The organism is Desulfobacula sp. (assembly GCF_014237455.1).
Taxonomy (GTDB): Bacteria; Desulfobacterota; Desulfobacteria; order Desulfobacterales; family Desulfobacteraceae; genus Desulfobacula.
In genome coordinates this window covers 1-16,382 of sequence record NZ_JABZFL010000002.1, presented here as the reverse complement: position 1 = coordinate 16,382, position 16,382 = coordinate 1, and the positions used below count along the sequence as shown (strand labels likewise).

General features: G+C 42.4%; 12 protein-coding genes. 6 read left to right on the top strand and 6 right to left on the bottom strand.

Annotated elements, in window-relative coordinates:
* Nucleotides 1–301 precede the first annotated feature (301 nt).
* The 6 genes from HGJ91_RS00150 to aroF all read left to right on the top strand — a co-directional run bounded on the left by HGJ91_RS00150 (nt 302) and on the right by aroF (nt 8,697).
* Entirely contained in the window at nt 302–580 is a 279-nt protein-coding gene (locus HGJ91_RS00150; protein ID WP_291345636.1) for a hypothetical protein, read from the top strand.
* Nucleotides 581–634: 54 nt separating this feature from the next.
* On the top strand, nt 635–1,981 hold the full coding sequence (locus tag HGJ91_RS00145) for a M48 family metalloprotease (RefSeq protein ID WP_291345635.1): 1,347 nt from the start codon (nt 635–637) through the stop codon (nt 1,979–1,981).
* A gap of 6 nt (nt 1,982–1,987) precedes the next feature.
* Nucleotides 1,988–3,820: a UbiD family decarboxylase gene (locus HGJ91_RS00140; RefSeq protein ID WP_291345634.1), complete on the top strand. Its 1,833-nt coding sequence runs from the start codon at nt 1,988–1,990 to the stop codon at nt 3,818–3,820.
* A 99-nt stretch (nt 3,821–3,919) separates the two neighbouring features.
* Nucleotides 3,920–4,291 (top strand): hypothetical protein, encoded by a 372-nt coding sequence (locus HGJ91_RS00135; protein WP_291345633.1) that lies wholly within the window; start codon nt 3,920–3,922, stop codon nt 4,289–4,291.
* A gap of 1 nt (nt 4,292) precedes the next feature.
* Entirely contained in the window at nt 4,293–6,560 is a 2,268-nt protein-coding gene (locus HGJ91_RS00130) for a hypothetical protein (RefSeq protein WP_291345632.1), read from the top strand.
* A gap of 268 nt (nt 6,561–6,828) precedes the next feature.
* On the top strand, nt 6,829–8,697 hold the full coding sequence (gene aroF, locus HGJ91_RS00125) for a 3-deoxy-7-phosphoheptulonate synthase (RefSeq protein WP_291345631.1): 1,869 nt from the start codon (nt 6,829–6,831) through the stop codon (nt 8,695–8,697).
* A 65-nt stretch (nt 8,698–8,762) separates the two neighbouring features.
* Here the strand turns inward: aroF and HGJ91_RS00120 are convergent, their stop codons facing one another.
* From HGJ91_RS00120 to HGJ91_RS00095, 6 genes are all read right to left on the bottom strand, one after another.
* Nucleotides 8,763–9,716 carry an NAD(P)/FAD-dependent oxidoreductase gene (locus HGJ91_RS00120; protein ID WP_291345630.1) on the bottom strand — a complete coding sequence of 318 codons (954 nt, stop codon included), beginning with the start codon at nt 9,714–9,716 and terminating at the stop codon, nt 8,763–8,765.
* Nucleotides 9,717–9,728: 12 nt separating this feature from the next.
* Nucleotides 9,729–10,850 (bottom strand): cyclopropane fatty acyl phospholipid synthase, encoded by a 1,122-nt coding sequence (cfa, locus tag HGJ91_RS00115; RefSeq protein WP_291345629.1) that lies wholly within the window; start codon nt 10,848–10,850, stop codon nt 9,729–9,731.
* A 225-nt stretch (nt 10,851–11,075) separates the two neighbouring features.
* Complete coding sequence (locus HGJ91_RS00110) at nt 11,076–11,960, bottom strand: DMT family transporter (RefSeq protein ID WP_291345628.1); 885 nt, start codon at nt 11,958–11,960, stop codon at nt 11,076–11,078.
* Nucleotides 11,961–11,969: 9 nt separating this feature from the next.
* Nucleotides 11,970–13,652 carry an energy-dependent translational throttle protein EttA gene (ettA, locus tag HGJ91_RS00105; protein WP_291345627.1) on the bottom strand — a complete coding sequence of 561 codons (1,683 nt, stop codon included), beginning with the start codon at nt 13,650–13,652 and terminating at the stop codon, nt 11,970–11,972.
* 13 nt (nt 13,653–13,665) lie between these two features.
* Nucleotides 13,666–14,043: a RidA family protein gene (locus HGJ91_RS00100; RefSeq protein WP_291345626.1), complete on the bottom strand. Its 378-nt coding sequence runs from the start codon at nt 14,041–14,043 to the stop codon at nt 13,666–13,668.
* Between the two features lie 16 nt (nt 14,044–14,059).
* Nucleotides 14,060–16,186, bottom strand: a complete 2,127-nt coding sequence (locus HGJ91_RS00095) for a DEAD/DEAH box helicase (protein WP_291345625.1) — start codon at nt 16,184–16,186, stop codon at nt 14,060–14,062.
* Nucleotides 16,187–16,382 lie beyond the last annotated feature (196 nt).

Genomic DNA, 16,382 nt, shown 5'->3' with positions numbered 1-16,382 from the left:
TTTTTTCAATATGAATGATATCCAACCTCAGATAATTGTAGAATAATTTAAAAATATATTTAGCAATATCTAAATGCCCTGTAAAGCGATATTGAAATTATACATCAAATCCGGATCTGGGTTTGCCACCTAATGCAAAACAATCATTTAAAATATGGTGTTTTTTACAGATAATATTAAGCTGTTTTTGCGCTGCATGCGATTGCCTCGGGGAAAATAGTTTGACTTGAGCAATACTTGCAGAATATATTGAGGCAGCATCAAACTATTTTTAAAAATTCAGGAATAAGGAAAAAAGAAAATGATGACAAGACTTGGGATTTATTCCTTGCTGGCAGGCTTTTTTGTGGGGCTTTTCACCGGCATCTCAAAGTTTATGGAAATCAAAAACTTCTGGGTTGATTTAACGATTTCAAAAATGATCGGAGAAGACAATTCTGAGGCCATTATAGGGGTGATAGACGTTGTCTTTGTACAAAATTCACTCGATTTTCTGATTTATGAGCTGCCGTTTTTTTGTTTTTTACTTGGCCTTGGTATTATTTTTTTGATTATCAGTCTGTTTTTGAAAACGCATTAGTCCCGTTTTTATAAACTGATGGACAGAACAAAGGATAGGATTTGCAATAGGAAAATGAATAATTCAATATCTAAGAACCCAATTTCAAGAAGGCTGTTTTTAAAATATGGGGCCTTTATGTCTGCATCCATTGCAGGCCCGATATTTTTCACCGGGTGTGGTGTTGACCCTGTCACAGGAAAAAAACAATTGATGATGGTTTCCAAACAGCAGGAGATCGGGATCGATAAGCAGCAGTCATCTTTTCAGTTTTCTTCAGATTACGGCATTACCCGGGATGCTAAAATTAATCAATATGTATCTGACGTTGGCAAAAGACTGCTGCCAAATGTTCACAGGCCGGATATGCCGTATAATTTTCACTGTGTGAATGCAACCTATATTAATGCATATGCATTCCCCGGAGGCTCCATTGCTGTAACAAGAGGAATTTTATTGAAACTTGACAATGAGGCGCAACTGGCCTCTTTGTTAGGCCATGAGCTGGGACATATCAATGCAAGGCATATGGCAGAACAGATCTCCAAAGGACGGCTTTCTTCAATGCTTGTGAGCGGCTTATCCATTGCAGCAAGTTCCCATGGGTCTGGGGTTGGTGAACTGACGCAACAGCTTGGCATGCTGGGCCAGGGATTACTTTTATCCAGGTACAGCCGGGATAATGAAAGAGAAGCAGACTATCTTGGCAATGAGTATATGGTTAAGGCAGGCTACCCTTCCAAAGGGTTTGTCGGACTCATGGAAATGCTTGACTCTCTGCACAAAGAAAGCCCGGGTTCTGCCCAGGTGCTTTTTTCAACCCATCCAATGAGTGTGGAACGGCTAAGTTCTGCGGTTCAAAGAGAAAAAGGGGTTTACCGGCAGACAAAAGATTATCCGTTGAATCGAGAAAGATATATGGATAACATTGCTTTCTTACGGGCTAAAAAAGAAGGCATAGAACTTTTGCAGCAGGGAGAAAAGCATCTGGTCAAAAAGGAGTATGACAAAGCTGAGAATACGTTTAAAAAATCGATCCATAAATTAAAGTATGATTATACGGCTCATATCTTAATGTCCAAATGCCTGATGCTCAGGAAAAAACCGGCAAAGGCCCTGGCATATGCCAACACGGCGAAAAAGCTGTATCCCGCAGAAGCCCAGGGTTATTATATTGCGGGGATTGCAAGCAGTGAGCTTAAAAAATATGGGAAGGCCTATCAAAATTTTTCTAAATGTGATGAGCTTTTGCCGGGCAACCCGCAAATGACCTTTTACAAGGGATATTGCCTTGATAAGAAAGGTGACAATGACCCTGCAGCAAATAACTACATGCTATATTTGAAAAAGATTAATTATCAACCCAATAAATATTCCAGGTATGCATATAACCGGTTGAAAGAATGGGGTTATGCCCAATAGTCAATTATGAAATTTTCAAGCCTTAAGCACTGCATAGACGTCTTGGAAAAACAGGGTGAACTCGTAAAAATTCACAATCGGGTTGACCCTGACCTTGAAATGGCTGAGATCACAAGAAGAGTATTTAATGCCAATGGACCGGCAGTATTGTTTGCCAATGTCATGAATAGTAAATTTCCTGCTGTATCAAACCTGTTCGGCACATGGGAGCGAACGCTTAAAATTTTTGAACCCCAATTGGCGTCTGTAAAAGCCCTCGTCAATATTAAATCAGACTTGGGATCGGTTTTTAAATCTCCCGGGAAAATATTGAAAGCTCTACCGGCAGTATACCATTCACTGCCTTTGAAAATATCCAACCCCAAAGTTCTGAAAAATAGATGCCATATTCAGGATCTTCCCATGATTAAATGCTGGCCAAAGGATGGCGGGGCATTTATCCTGTTGCCCCAGGTCTTTTCCAAAGATCCTGAAAAAGATTCTATTTTTAGTTCAAATTTGGGCATGTACAGGATTCAGGTTTCAGGAAATGATTATGATTCAGGCAAAGAAATCGGTCTTCATTATCAATTGCACCGGGGCGTCGGTAATCACCATAAAAAGGCCCTTGAGAAAAATCAGGCTTTGCGGGTCAGCATCTTTATCGGTGGGCCGCCTGCCCATACACTGGCTGCTGTTATGCCGCTCCCGGAAGGCCTTCCTGAAATTGCCTTTGCAGGAGCGCTTGCCGGTAAGAATTTTAAATATGCCAATAAAAATAATTATTTGATTTCTGCGGATACGGATTTTTGTATCACGGGAATCGTTGTTCCGGGGAAAACAAAAAGAGAAGGCCCGTTTGGCGACCACCTGGGCTACTATTCCCTTGAACACGAGTATCCGTATGTGAAGGTAGAATCTGTCTATCACAGGAAAGATGCCATCTTTCCTTTTACTGTGGTGGGCCGTCCTCCACAGGAAGATTCCAATTTTGGCAGATTGATCCATGAGATCACAAGATCGGCGATTCCAGACAGCATCCCGGGCGTTACTGCCGTGAATGCAGTAGATGATGCAGGGGTTCACCCCCTGCTTCTTGTCAAAGCCCATGAGCGGTATGTCCCTTATGAAAGAAGGGTGCCAAGGGAATTGTTAACCCATGCCAGCAGGATTCTGGGTACGGGTCAGTTATCTTTGGCAAAATATCTGATGATCTGTGCTCACGAAGACAACCCCGAGTTGAACGTGAAGGACGAAAAAGCATTTTTTATCCATATGCTTGAACGAATTGATTTTGCGTCTGATTTCCATTTTTTCACAAAAACAACCATGGACACCCTTGATTATTCCACCAGGGACATAAACCAGGGCTCCAAACTGGTGATTGCAGCGGCAGGTGAAAAAAGACGCCACTTGAAAATTGAATTCTCACAGAATTTTTCTTTGCCTGAGGAATTTGTACACCCAAAAATTGCTGCGCCGGGCATGGTAGTGCTTGAAGGACCCCGTTTTAAAACATATCCAAAAGGCAAAATACAAATTAATCGGTTGAAAAAGTACTTGCAGACTCAAACTGACTTAGACTCACTGCCCCTGTTTGTGGTGGTGGATGATGCCGATTTTGCAGCCAAATCATTTTTAAATTTTTTATGGGTAACTTTTTTAAGATCAAACCCTTCCCATGACATTTACGGGGTCAATGAAAAAATCCTGTTCAAACACTGGGCGTGTAACCCGCCCTTAATTATAGATGCCAGAATAAAACCCTTTCATGCCGATCCATTGGTATCTGATAAAAAAGTGGTAGAAAAAGTGGATGCATTGGGAAAAAAGGGTGGACCGCTTTTTGGAATAATTTAGCAGGAAGAAGGCATGAAAAGAATGGTTCAAACACTGAAAGAACAAGTAAAATAAAGTTTTTATTAAAATAAATAAAAAGGAATAAGGAGCTTACAAAACATGGAGGAAAAACCATTAAAAAGTGTTTTTTTTCATTTTCGGTTTAAATTTCTTGCAATCACAGCCATCTTTTTTTTGCTATGGGTTATTCTTTCCGGCTCGGCAGAATTTGATCAGTTTGCAACAACGCTTCAATTTAAATTATTGGGCCCGTTTTTTATTGGCTCAGGAATTTTTTATCTGGTTTTCAGGAAAGTTCCCGTCAAATGTCCCAATTGTAACAAATTTGTTTCAACACACAAAGACTGGCATTGTCCCGATTGTGATAAGATGCAGGGCAAGAAACGCTATCTATCGGATAAGTGTGTTCACTGTAAACAAATGCTGGCCACTTCTTTTTGTGACCACTGCAAAGAAGAATTCAGGCTTTAAAATGAGCGTCTGGCCTTCCAAAATACCCAGTCTGGATCAATTCCCGGTGACAGAGTATGCCATATCCTTTTCTCTGGATCGATTAACACCCGGTGTGGACAACAACAGATATGACGTATATTTGAGCGACACCTTCTGCAAGGTTTCAGACCAGTTTATTTTACATACCATAGAAGATAATGCCATGCCCGGAAAAGGCAGGGAAATCGCCGGAAAAGGAAGCGGTGCTGTTGAGAAGAATCAATTTAAAAACAGTTACCGTGAGGTGATGCTTTCTGCCATTAACCGTGCAAAGGCGGAGCGGGAAATACAAGTGGATTACATTGCCCGAACAGCGGTTGCCAAGATGCTGATTCAGGGAATCGCGGTCTGTTATGATAAATTTATTGCCACTATCCGATTGTTGATCCGGGAAAAGGAGAATTCCGGACGTTTCTATATGGATGATGCCGTTGTTTTGAAGGCAGAGCTTTCTGAAATTCTGCTGAATAAAGACCCAATCATCCGGGCCACTGGGAAAATTATTTTTGAGCATATAAATGATGTTGATCAAAAGGAACTGAATGGTATTCGGAAGTCAAATTTCGGTATGGATAGTATTTTGCCCGAAGATCTGTTTTTAAATCCCTTTTTACATATCGAAAAAAATAATGATTATTTCATGATCGACACCTATGATATTCTTCCGGGTCAGCGCATTGATGACGCGGATAAGTACGATCTGTTGCTATCCAGCATTAAAAAACATTTGCGCTCCATGGGCAGACCCGGTCTTTCCCAAAAGGGTTCAAAAGATCATGGGACAGGGGGTGTGGTCAGTGATAAACAGGTGGACGCCTGGATAAAACAGATTGGAAATGTTGACCTCCTTTTTGATTTTGTTTCCACCAGAGAATTGTACAGGGCACAGAGAAAACAGGGTAAAAAAAGGAAAGAATTGAAGGCCCTCAGGCAGATGGCCCAAAGACAGCACCGGATGTTGCGGTTTTTTTATAAAAAACTTAAATCTTCCGGGGTGGTGGAAAGAATCTGTGCGTCCTATGAGATAAGATCGGTCTATCCGGAGTACTGTCCTCCCCTGGTTCCCCAGGTTATTTTACAGTTTATGATAGTTCCCGGCACCAGAAAAGTTAGTATAAACCGTCTCAAGCGGTTGGCAAAAATTAATCAGGTCCCCTTTTCCGCGAGATCGTTGAAACGGTGTCAAAAGCGTATTAAAGGTTTGCGGACCTCACAAAAAGAGGCATACCTGATACGGTTTTTCAAAGGATTTTTTCGTTATCACAGGGATTTTGAAAATTTCAAGCTGTTGGAGAGGGCCATGGCGCTTGTTTATCTCGTGAAGGAGGAAAATCATATTCGACTTTCCAGGGTAAACAACACCCTTTACGAATTTCTCCTTTCCCATGAATCAACCACCGAAGAAAAGCCGGTGATCAGCCACACCATATTAAAGGTTGATATCAGAGGATCCACGGATATTGTCCACAAAATGAAAGAGCAGGGATTGAATCCCGCATCCTATTTCAGCCTTAACATGTTTGATCCCATAACAGAGATTATTCCCGAATATGGGGCTTTCAAGGTCTTTGTTGAAGGGGATGCCATGATTCTGGGAATCTATGAAAGACAAGAAAGTCCGGAAGGGTGGTACAGTATCGCCAGGGCATGCGGCCTTGCCACACATATTCTTCTGATCATACAGCAATATAATCGTAAAAATAGAAAATATGATTTTCCCTTTCTGGAAGTGGGTATCGGGATTACGTTCCGGAAGGGTCAGCCAACCCTTTTTTTTGATGGTGACTTTCAGATTATGATCTCATCCGCCATCAATATGGCAGACCGTTTGTCAGGGTGCTCCAAGGCCGCCAGAAAAATTATGGATTCCATGGATACACCGTTTAACAATTATGTTTTTCAGACTGCGTCCAACGAGGATGTGGTTGCCACATCCGATGATATTTCCAGGCGATACAATGTCAATGGGATAGAACTTCATCCCTCGGCCTTTAATAAATTATCCCAGGAGATCAGGCTCAAGCCGGTTGAATGCGTTATCCCAAAGATTCAATCGGAAAAAATAAAATTTTTTACAGGGATTTTTCCCACTGTTACCGGTCGAAATCAATGGCTGATCATCCGGGAGGGTATCATTCCGAATGTTCATGAACATGATCTTGGTCTCATTGCCATGACCGATAGAAAATATTATGAAGTGTGTACGAATGCAGCGGTTTATGACTATTTCAAGAAACATGAATTTTAGTGTTAATTTTTGATATTGACAAGAATTGAAATGATCTGTAGAGTGCTTAAAAATTTTGGTTAAAAAAATGAATAAAATGACACACATAAACAATTTTAATTTTGGACGCTTCTTTTTCTTTTTTAGGAGCGTTCATCCGGTGTGACGTTTTATTTTTTAGTTAAATAAAACCCCGGGTGGACATTAAGCCACCCGGGGTTTTTTAGTTTTCAGGCCCCGGAAAAATTCCCCGGGGCCTTTTTTTATGTAATTTAACAGGAGAGAGAAAATGATTCTTGTACTTGAAAGCAACATTACTCAAAACCAGAAAGACAAAATTAAAAACATGATTTCGGATGAAGGGTGTATCACACGTGAAATAATGGATGCGGGCAGAAATATAATCGGAATCATCGGCAAAACCAAAAAGAGCCTGGATGAATTTAAACAAATAGACGGGGTTGCTGATGTTGTCCCGATAAAAACATCCTATAAGCTTGTCAGCCGGGAGTTTAAATCAGAAGATACCAAGGTGAAAATCGGTAATGTTGTAGTGGGGGCAGACCGGATTGTCATTGTGGCAGGGCCCTGTGCCGTTGAAAGCCATGACCAGGCCATGACCATTGCAAAAGAGGTTAAAAAATATGGTGCTGTTCTCTTTCGGGGGGGTGCATATAAACCCAGGTCTTCGCCATACTCCTTTCAGGGACTGGAAGAAGAGGGCTTGAAAATTCTGGCTGATGTCAGGGAAAAGACAGGACTTGGCGTGGTCACGGAAATCACATCTGTGTCCCAGGCGGATTTGATGATGAAATATGTTGACGTGGTTCAGATCGGTGCTCGTAACATGCAGAATTTTGAGCTTTTAAAATGTGTCGGCCGCATGGATAAACCGGTTGTGCTGAAAAGGGGACTTGCCTCTACAATCCAGGAATGGCTGATGTCTGCAGAATATATTATGGCAGGAGGCAACAACAATGTTATTCTTTGTGAAAGAGGCATCAGGACCTTTGAGCCTTATACAAGAAATACACTGGATCTATCCGCCATTCCGGTCCTGAAACAATTGACCCATCTGCCCATTATCATTGATCCAAGCCATGCAACCGGCATCAGGGAAAAAGTAAGCCCCATGGCAAGGGCTGCCGTGGCAGCAGGGGCGGATGCCCTTATGATTGAAGTTCACAACGATCCGGATCATGCGCTTTCAGACGGGCCCCAGAGCCTTTATCCGGAACAGTTTGGTCAACTGACCCGGGATATCTATGTGATTGCACCGGTCGTCGGTAAACAGCTTGATTTCGATTATTTGAAAAAATCAGAAATGATCAATAATACCAAAGTCGAAGATTCAAATACAGCCGCCTTTATCGGCGAATATGGTGCTTACAGCCATAAGGCAAGCCTTGGTTATTTCGGTGAAGAGGTTACCCCTGTCCCCATGAAAACATTTAAAGATATTTTTCATGGAGTCCAAACCGGAAATTGTCAATATGGCGTTATTCCGCTGGAAAATTCTCTTTCCGGGTCCATCCATGAGAATTTTGATCTGCTCCAGGAATATGATCTCAAAATAATCGGAGAGATTACCATAAGGATTAAACACGCATTAATTGTCCATGAAAATGTTTCAAAAAATGATATCAAAAAAATCCTTGCGCCGCCTCCGGCATTTTCCCAATGCAAAAATTACCTGGACCAATATCCTGATATTGAACTGATACCGGTAAAGGCCACATCCAGTGCAGTGAGGCACGTCAAAGATTCCGATGACAAACAGGCTGCAGCTATCGGATCAACCATGGCTGCAAAGATTTTTAATATGAATATCCTTGAAGAGTCTATTGAAGACAATCCAAGGAATTACACAAGGTTTGCCATTATTGCCAAAGAGATCAAAGGCCATAAAAAAGTAAGTAAAACATCCATTATTTTTTCCACTGGTCATAAGCCGGGAGCGTTATTTGAAGTGATGAAGGTGTTTTCAGAATATCAAATCAATCTTGTCAAGCTGGAATCACGCCCCATGCTTGGGAAGCCTTGGGAATACATGTTCTATGTAGATATTGAAGCTGACATTGAACACCCTGACCTTGCACCTGTCATGGTAAAACTTCAGGAGAGATCGGAAAATCTTAGAATTTTAGGAAGGTATTAAAGGGCTTTTTTAAATAAGCATCCCTGATACAATATTACGACAAAGAGGTTTGTAGACCGTAAGTTTTAATGATTTTTTGTCAGAAAAATACCGGGCAGGCTGAATTTTGTCAAACCATGGGGCATGAATTGTTTATGATTTGCAATGGCATCTGCTGCCATAATCCCGCTTTTAATGGCGGCATGTATCCCTTCTCCCATGTCCAGGGTTGATAGCCCTGCAGCATCTCCAATGATAAACAGATTGTCCCTGTTGTAGGTATGAGTTTTATGAAAAAAATAATAATTGTGCCCTTTGGGGTCGTGGGGTGCCTGTTTTATCAGGGAAAGCTTTACAAGTTTTTTAGCAAAAAGATGCCAGTGATCCATGATGGTCCTGTTTTGCTTCTTTAATTTTAAAAACTTTCCGCCGATTCCGATGTTCAACCACCCGTTGCCCTTTGGCAGATACCAGGCATATCCCGGCAGCCGGTTTTCAAAATACCAGATATGGCATCTGTTGTCTGAAAAATTGCATTGATATTCCTTTTCAACTGCTGAAATTATTGCCTTTGCTGGCCTTGGCGCTGTCTTGCCGAAAAATTTTTTATAAACAGGGCAGTGGGTGCCGCCCGCACCCACCAGGTATCTGCATTGGTATGTATCATCAATGATATAATATCCCTTGTGCTTTCTGATTAGCTTCACTTTATGGGTGTAAATAGGAACTTTGGCACGCAAGATCATCCATTCATCAAACTCATATCTTCTGATAGCATACTGGCATGTTCTGACAGGAAATTCTATACCGAACAGATGAAAATGAATCCGGTTAAACCGGTTCAGGGTATGGGGATAGGTTTTTGGATTTAAATCAAGGGTTTTGAATACCTTTGGAGTTACCCATCCGGCACAGGTCTTTTGGCGCGGAAACGACTTTTTGTCAAGGATCAGGGTATCAAGACCTGCCCGTCTCAAGGACCTTGCGCATGCCGAACCTGCCGGTCCCCCGCCGACCACAATTATTTTAGATTCTATCATCCAAATAAAGCTTTATGAGATCCGGCAATCCGGCCTGGTTTTTCCGGGCTTGGTCATGACTATCTGCCATAACTGCATTCTTCTGGATCGAAATCCCCCGGCACAGCTTAAAAGATAGTACTCCCACATCCTAAAAAATCGCTCCCCGTATTTATTTTTCAATTCCGGCCATGCCTGTCTGAAATTCTTGTACCAGGCCATGAGGGTTTTATCGTAATCTTCCCCGAAATTATGCCAGTCCTCCATGACAAATAATCCTTCCATGGCCTTTCCCAACTGGGCAATAGACGGCAGCACTGAATTGGGAAAAATATATTTTGTGGTCCATGGATTACATGTTCTGCGGCTGATATTGCTTCCAATGGTGTGAACAAAGGCAATACCGTCATCTTTTAATAATTGGTTTGTCAGTTTCATATATGTCCGGTAATTTTTATATCCTACATGCTCCATCAGTCCGATGGAAACAACCCGGTCATAGAGCCCGGATGCCTTCCTGAAGTCATCCAGCCGGGTCTCAACCGGCAGGTCTTGGCACAGCTTTTTCCCGAATTCAACCTGTTTTTTTGACACGGTAAATCCTGTCACCCTGACGCCATAGTTTTGCGCAGCATATTTGGCGAACCCGCCAAACCCGCACCCCAGCTCAACAATTTCCATTCCAGGCTCAAGTCTCAGTTTCCTGCAAATCATTGAAAGCTTGGCTTCCTGGGCTGCTTCAAGGATCTTGGCATCCTTCCAGTAGCCGCAAGTATACTGCATTTGTTTATCCAGCATTTTCCGGTAAAGATCATTACCGATATCATAATGTTTTTTACCGACTATGAAAGCGCGCCTGGTATTTTGCAGATTAAAAGTCTTGGCTTTAAATATGTTCCATGTTGTGGCCCAGTCCTGTTGTATTTTGCTCAACAGTTTGGCGCAAAATATTTTTTCAATAAACTGGTCAAGAGCCTTGCACTCCCACCACTGGTCCATGTAAGATTCTCCAAGCCCCAGTGTGGTCTGTTGTAGAACACGCTCAAAGAATTTATCATGATGGACCTGGATATCATAGGGTTTGTCTCCGTTGACTGTAATTCCTGCGGCCTCCATTAAACTAAAGAATGTTTTCTTTTCCTTTTTATTATTCATACCGTCCACCTATATCTGATAATGGATTTAATAAAAATAATCAGGTTGAGATCGTCTCTTCGCTTAATTTTTCAAATGATGTTCATCCAGCTTCTGAAGTATGCCTTATTCTATCGCAAAAATTACCCGGATTTCAAGTAAATTTTATCAGTAAATTTTATCGGTATTTCCTTTGGAGCCGGACATTGATATCCGGCGAGAAAAAATGCTTTTGCTAATCAGCTGTCAGTTCCGCTTACCCTCCTTCTCACGACTTAGGCGGCCGGCAAGAATGGTTGTGCCGATGATAATCAAACCTCCGACAAGGGTTCTTGCCTGGGGTATTTCATTGAGCATGAAAAAAGCAAGAATGATTCCGTAAACCGGTTCAAGCCCTGCAATGACGGCTGCGGTTTGTGCCCTTATAAAGGTCAGTGATTTTATAAATAATGTATGGGCAAGGGCTGTGCAAACAACGCCTAAAAAGATGAGATTGGGAAGATCGGAGAGTTGCGGAGGTTCAACTTTCAGGGTCGAGATTGGCAAAACCAAAAAGATGGCCGCAAAAAGGTTTTGATAAAATGCCACGGCAATAGAATCGGAGATTCTTGCATTTCTCCTGTTTACAAGGGATAAGAGTGCAAAGGTAAATCCGGAAATGATCCCGAAAAATCCGCCTTTGGTGATATTGTTTGAAAAATCAAAATTCGGGATAACAAGAAGAATGCCGACAAAAACAGCACCGGCGATAAAAATATCTATTGTTTTCAGCTTTTCTTTGAAAAACAGGGGTTCTAAAAACGTCACAAATAAAGGAAATGTGGAAAAGGTGACAAGCCCTACAGCCACACTTGAAATCTGAATGGAAAGAAAGAAGCTCCACCAGTGAACCGCCAGAAGGATTCCCTGGAAAATGAAAAAAGAAATTTCTTTTTTACCAAAAGCAAACAATACGGTTTTTGAAAAAAATCGTGAAAATATAAAGAGTGCAATGGAAGCAAAAGAGGTTCTTCCAAGGACAATATAAAGGGGGCTGCAGGACAAAAATTTGCCGAAAAGCCCTGCAAATCCGAAAAGGAAAACGGCAATATGGATTTGCGCGATCCCTTTATTTAATATGGATGGTTTCAAATTAAATCATCACCTGGTGAGTTGCCGGTATTTTATCCGGGTTGGTTGACCCACCTTTATCCCAAGTCGTTTTTCCCGGTCTTTTTCATAATCGGAATATGATCCTTCAAAAAACAGGGTCTGACTGTCTCCCTCAAAGGCCAGGATATGAGTGGCAATACGGTCCAGGAACCACCTGTCATGGCTGATAATAACGGCACATCCGGCAAAGTTTTCCAGGGCTTCTTCCAATGCCCGCAGGGTGTTGACATCCAGATCATTGGTGGGCTCATCCAATAACAAAAGGTTGGCTTCCTGTTTCAGCATGGTGGCCAGATGGACCCGGTTTCTTTCACCCCCGGAGATATCTTTCACCTTTTTTTGCTGGTCAGATCCGGAGAAATTGAATTTTGCCACATAGGCTCTTGAGTTCAATTCTCTGCCGCCAATGAGTATTTTATCGTTTCCACCTGAGATCACTTCGAAAATCGTTTTGTCAGGATCAAGAGTATCTCTTTCCTGATCCACATAGGCAAGCTTGACACTCTGACCCAGTTCAATTGTTCCCGAGTCGGGTTTTTCTTTGTCCGTGATCATGTTGAAGAGTGTGGTTTTACCGGCTCCATTGGGTCCGACAACACCAACGATTCCGCCCGGGGGGATGACAAAGTTCATATTCTCGACCAAGAGCTTGTCTTCAAAAGCCTTGGAAATATTTTTAGCCACAATGACCTTTTCTCCAAGTCTTGGACCTGGCGGAATGAATATTTCCATAGTACGTTCCTGGTCTTTGACATCCTTTTTTAAAAGCTCCTCATAGGCCTTGATCCTGGCCTTTGATTTGGACCGTTTGCCTTTGGGAGACATATTGATCCATTCAAGCTCCCTTTGAAGGGTTTGCTGACGTTTGGAATCTGATTTCTGCTCAGTGGCCAGCCGTTTTTGTTTTTGATCCAGCCATGAAGAATAATTGCCTTTCCAGGGGATTCCTTCTCCGCGGTCCAGCTCAAGAATCCATCCGGCTACATTGTCCAGAAAATACCGGTCATGGGTGACGGCAATAACAGTTCCTTCATACCGGCTTAAATGTTCTTCAAGCCAGGACACAGATTCGGCATCAAGATGGTTGGTGGGTTCATCCAGTAAGAGAATGTCAGGTTTTTGCAGTAACAGCCTGCAAAGGGCAACCCGTCTTTTTTCACCACCCGAAATTATATTGACCGGCGTATCCCCGGCGGGACACCGCAATGCATCCATGGCCATTTTCAGTTTGGAATCAAGGTCCCAGGCATCCATATGATCCAGCTTTTCCTGGATTTTTCCCTGTTTTTCGATGAGCTTGTCCATCTCATCATCAGACATGGGATTGGCAAATTCTTCTGAGATTTTCTCATATTCATTTAACAGGGCAACGGTCTCTTTAACCCCTTCTTCAACAATCTGTCTAACCGTCTTCTGGCTGTCAACAAGGGGTTCCTGTTCAAGTAAACCCACGGTCAATCCTTTGGAAAGGATTGTCTCGCCGGGAAATTCAGTATCAAGGCCAGCCAATATTTTTAACAACGAACTTTTACCAGAGCCGTTTAACCCCAGGACTCCGATTTTTGCCCCGTAAAAATAGGACAGGGAGATATTTTTGAGCACCTGTTTTTGACCATGAAATTTACTCACATTGATCATGGAATAGATCACTTTTTTTGTATCCCGGGTCATTTTTTAAAATTCCTTATTCAATAACAGCAATGCACTCTATCTCAACAAGGGCATCCTTTGGCAGCCTTCCCACTTCAAATGCGGATCTTGCAGGTTTGTGGCCCGCAAGACATGCCTCATATACCTTGTTCATCCCCAAAAAATCATCCATGGTATCCAGAAAGATGGTGGCCTTTACAATCTTATCCAGGCTTGTACCAACTTCTGATAATACAGCCTCAATATTTTTCATGACCTGATTTGTCTGCGTTTCAATATCGGTTCCCACAATCTCCATGGTTTCAGGATCAAGGGGGATCTGTCCGGAGCAGAATACCATATCGTTATGGACAATGGCATGGCAGTACGGGCCAATGGCAGCAGGGGCTTTTTTTGAAAAAATCTGTTTCATTATAGTCTCCTTTAATTTAAGTTTCACTGGAAAACGTCACAACCGGTTCTTTCAATATACACACTATCGCATCTTTTGCTGTTTTGGCAATAACAGGGAAGCTCTCTTCCAATTTTGATATCTGTCTTAAGTTTTCACCGGTTCTTAAAATCAAACGAGCAAAATCTCCTTCTGCAAAATCTGACTGGGTGACCAGATTTTCCCAGGGTTCATCATGAGCCCAGGAATAGAGCAGCAGGCTTGGCTGAATAAACAGGTTGGGTGCATCAAACCCCTTTTTCAGCAATTTAATGGCAAATGGTTTTAATCCTTTCCTTGCATTCAGAAAGGCTTCCTTTAATCGTTTGGGCAGGGCTTTATTGTATAACGGGTCATCTGTAAATTCTTTTTCATTGACAAAGGAAGCAATAATGGCAGCCAATAAAGCAGGATCAGTCTGTGGCAAGAGATTTTCCCTGATACTCTGGGCCACCAGGAGCGGAGAGTCAAGTCTCAGTTTTGAAGCCCAAAGGCCATCCTCAGTGAGTTTTCCGTTATCGGTAACAAAATTTTCTTCGGCCAGAAAGTCCATGTGATCTATAAAATCAAGCCAGAGAAATTCAAGATCCGGGCCGAATTTTTTCCTTGCTTTTCCCCCTTTTTTCTTTTCTGACAGGATGAGATAGGAGGCAAATGATTTTTCAAGAAGCGGTTTTATCTGATCCGGTGTATGGGACAGCAACAGGTTTAAAACCATGGAAAAATTGATGGTTATCTGGCTTTCTATATCTGAGGGCGGGGCGTTGTTCAAGGTTGCAACATGTTTTAAGTTCATGAACTTGCCGGGTAAAATAATTCCAAATCCAATGTTATCCATTCCCCTTCTTCCGGCCCTGCCCGACATCTGGGCAAATTCACTGGGGGTTAACGGCATGAATTCTACCCCGTTGAACCGGTCAGAGTTCAGGACGACAACAGACCGCGCAGGGAAATTGACACCTGCCGCCACTGTGGATGTGGCAAACATGGCATCCAGCAACCCGTCTGCCATAAGGGTTTCAACCACTACCTTCCATGCCGGAAGATGGCCGCTGTGGTGGGAGGCTGTGGCTGTCTGTTCCAGGTATTTGCGCTGGTTGTGGTTTGCAAGATGCGGATTGCCTGAGGTAAGTTCATTGATTTTGTTAAACAAAGCCTCTTTTTTTTCCGGATTTCTGGATAACAAATTTGAATTGCAAAGTTTTATGGCCTGATCACATTCGGCTCTTGATTTTAGAAAAAATATGGCCGGCAACAGATGATATCTATCCAGGATGCGAAGAATGTCTCCAAATGGAGGAAGTTTTCCGGCAAATGACATCCGGGGTCTTTTAGTATGATCAAATTTAAATACTTTTTTATGAAGAATTTGTTTTTTACCCTTGATCTTTTTTTGCATCAAAGGGAACAGGGTCCCGGAAGGGTGCAAAAAAAGCGGGAAAAGGGGGACGGGGCGATTATGTTCTTCTATGACATGGCATTTTTTCCCCCTGATAGATTCAAGCCATTTTGCGATCTGAAACGGATTTCCAATGGTTGCCGACAGTAACAGCAAAGGGATTCGAACCGGCAGATAGATCATGATTTCTTCCCAGACCACGCCTCGCTGTTCGTCTCCAAGAAAGTGGGCTTCATCCAGAATAATCAGATCAAAGGTTAAATTTTCACCGGTATGCATGGCATCATAAAGCTGGTTCCGTAAGATCTCTGTAGTACCGATAACAATTGCGGCATCCGTGTTTTCTTTAATATCGCCAGTGAGAATGCCGACATTTTCTTTACCGAAAAGCTTTGAAAACTGAGCATGAATGGAATTGGTCAACGCCTTTAAAGGGGTGGCGTACCAGACCTTTCCTTTCTGCTGCATTATTTTCCGGGCAACCTGCTCAGCGATCCATGTTTTCCCGCTGCCTGTGGGGGCTGTTACCAGGCAGTCAGATTGCTTTATCGCTTTAAGGGCTTGAATTTGAAACGGGTCAGGTCTGAACTGATTTTGATCCGGGGTTCCTATTTTTTCAAACACATGTCTTAAAGATTTGTCAGAACCCGGCTTCATTGGTTTTATGTCCGGCCGGTGTTCTGATTTTTTATAGGGTCTTTTTGGAGAATAAAATCTTTTTTTCATGACTGTGATAAACCATAAAAATCAATATTATGCAACTCTTCAGACAGGCAATCCCAGACAAAAGAAAAGAATATCTTTAACTGAAGTTTCCCATAAAAGCATCATGCCACTAGCCGGAACAGAGCGGCTACAATGGAATTATTAACCAGTTTGCCACTTGGCGGGCAAAGTAATGTAAAATTATCATCCAGCGCGG

Excerpts from the sequence above, each read along its gene's own strand:
- HGJ91_RS00150 (WP_291345636.1), top strand. The coding sequence starts at position 302 with ATGATGACAAGACTTGGGATTTATTCCTTGCTGGCAGGCTTTTTTGTG.
- HGJ91_RS00145 (WP_291345635.1), top strand. The coding sequence starts at position 635 with ATGAATAATTCAATATCTAAGAACCCAATTTCAAGAAGGCTGTTTTTA.
- HGJ91_RS00140 (WP_291345634.1), top strand. The coding sequence starts at position 1,988 with ATGAAATTTTCAAGCCTTAAGCACTGCATAGACGTCTTGGAAAAACAG.
- HGJ91_RS00135 (WP_291345633.1), top strand. The coding sequence starts at position 3,920 with ATGGAGGAAAAACCATTAAAAAGTGTTTTTTTTCATTTTCGGTTTAAA.
- HGJ91_RS00130 (WP_291345632.1), top strand. The coding sequence starts at position 4,293 with ATGAGCGTCTGGCCTTCCAAAATACCCAGTCTGGATCAATTCCCGGTG.
- aroF (WP_291345631.1), top strand. The coding sequence starts at position 6,829 with ATGATTCTTGTACTTGAAAGCAACATTACTCAAAACCAGAAAGACAAA.
- HGJ91_RS00120 (WP_291345630.1), bottom strand. The coding sequence starts at position 9,716 with ATGATAGAATCTAAAATAATTGTGGTCGGCGGGGGACCGGCAGGTTCG.
- cfa (WP_291345629.1), bottom strand. The coding sequence starts at position 10,850 with ATGAATAATAAAAAGGAAAAGAAAACATTCTTTAGTTTAATGGAGGCC.
- ettA (WP_291345627.1), bottom strand. The coding sequence starts at position 13,652 with ATGACCCGGGATACAAAAAAAGTGATCTATTCCATGATCAATGTGAGT.
- HGJ91_RS00100 (WP_291345626.1), bottom strand. The coding sequence starts at position 14,043 with ATGAAACAGATTTTTTCAAAAAAAGCCCCTGCTGCCATTGGCCCGTAC.
- HGJ91_RS00095 (WP_291345625.1), bottom strand. The coding sequence starts at position 16,186 with ATGAAAAAAAGATTTTATTCTCCAAAAAGACCCTATAAAAAATCAGAA.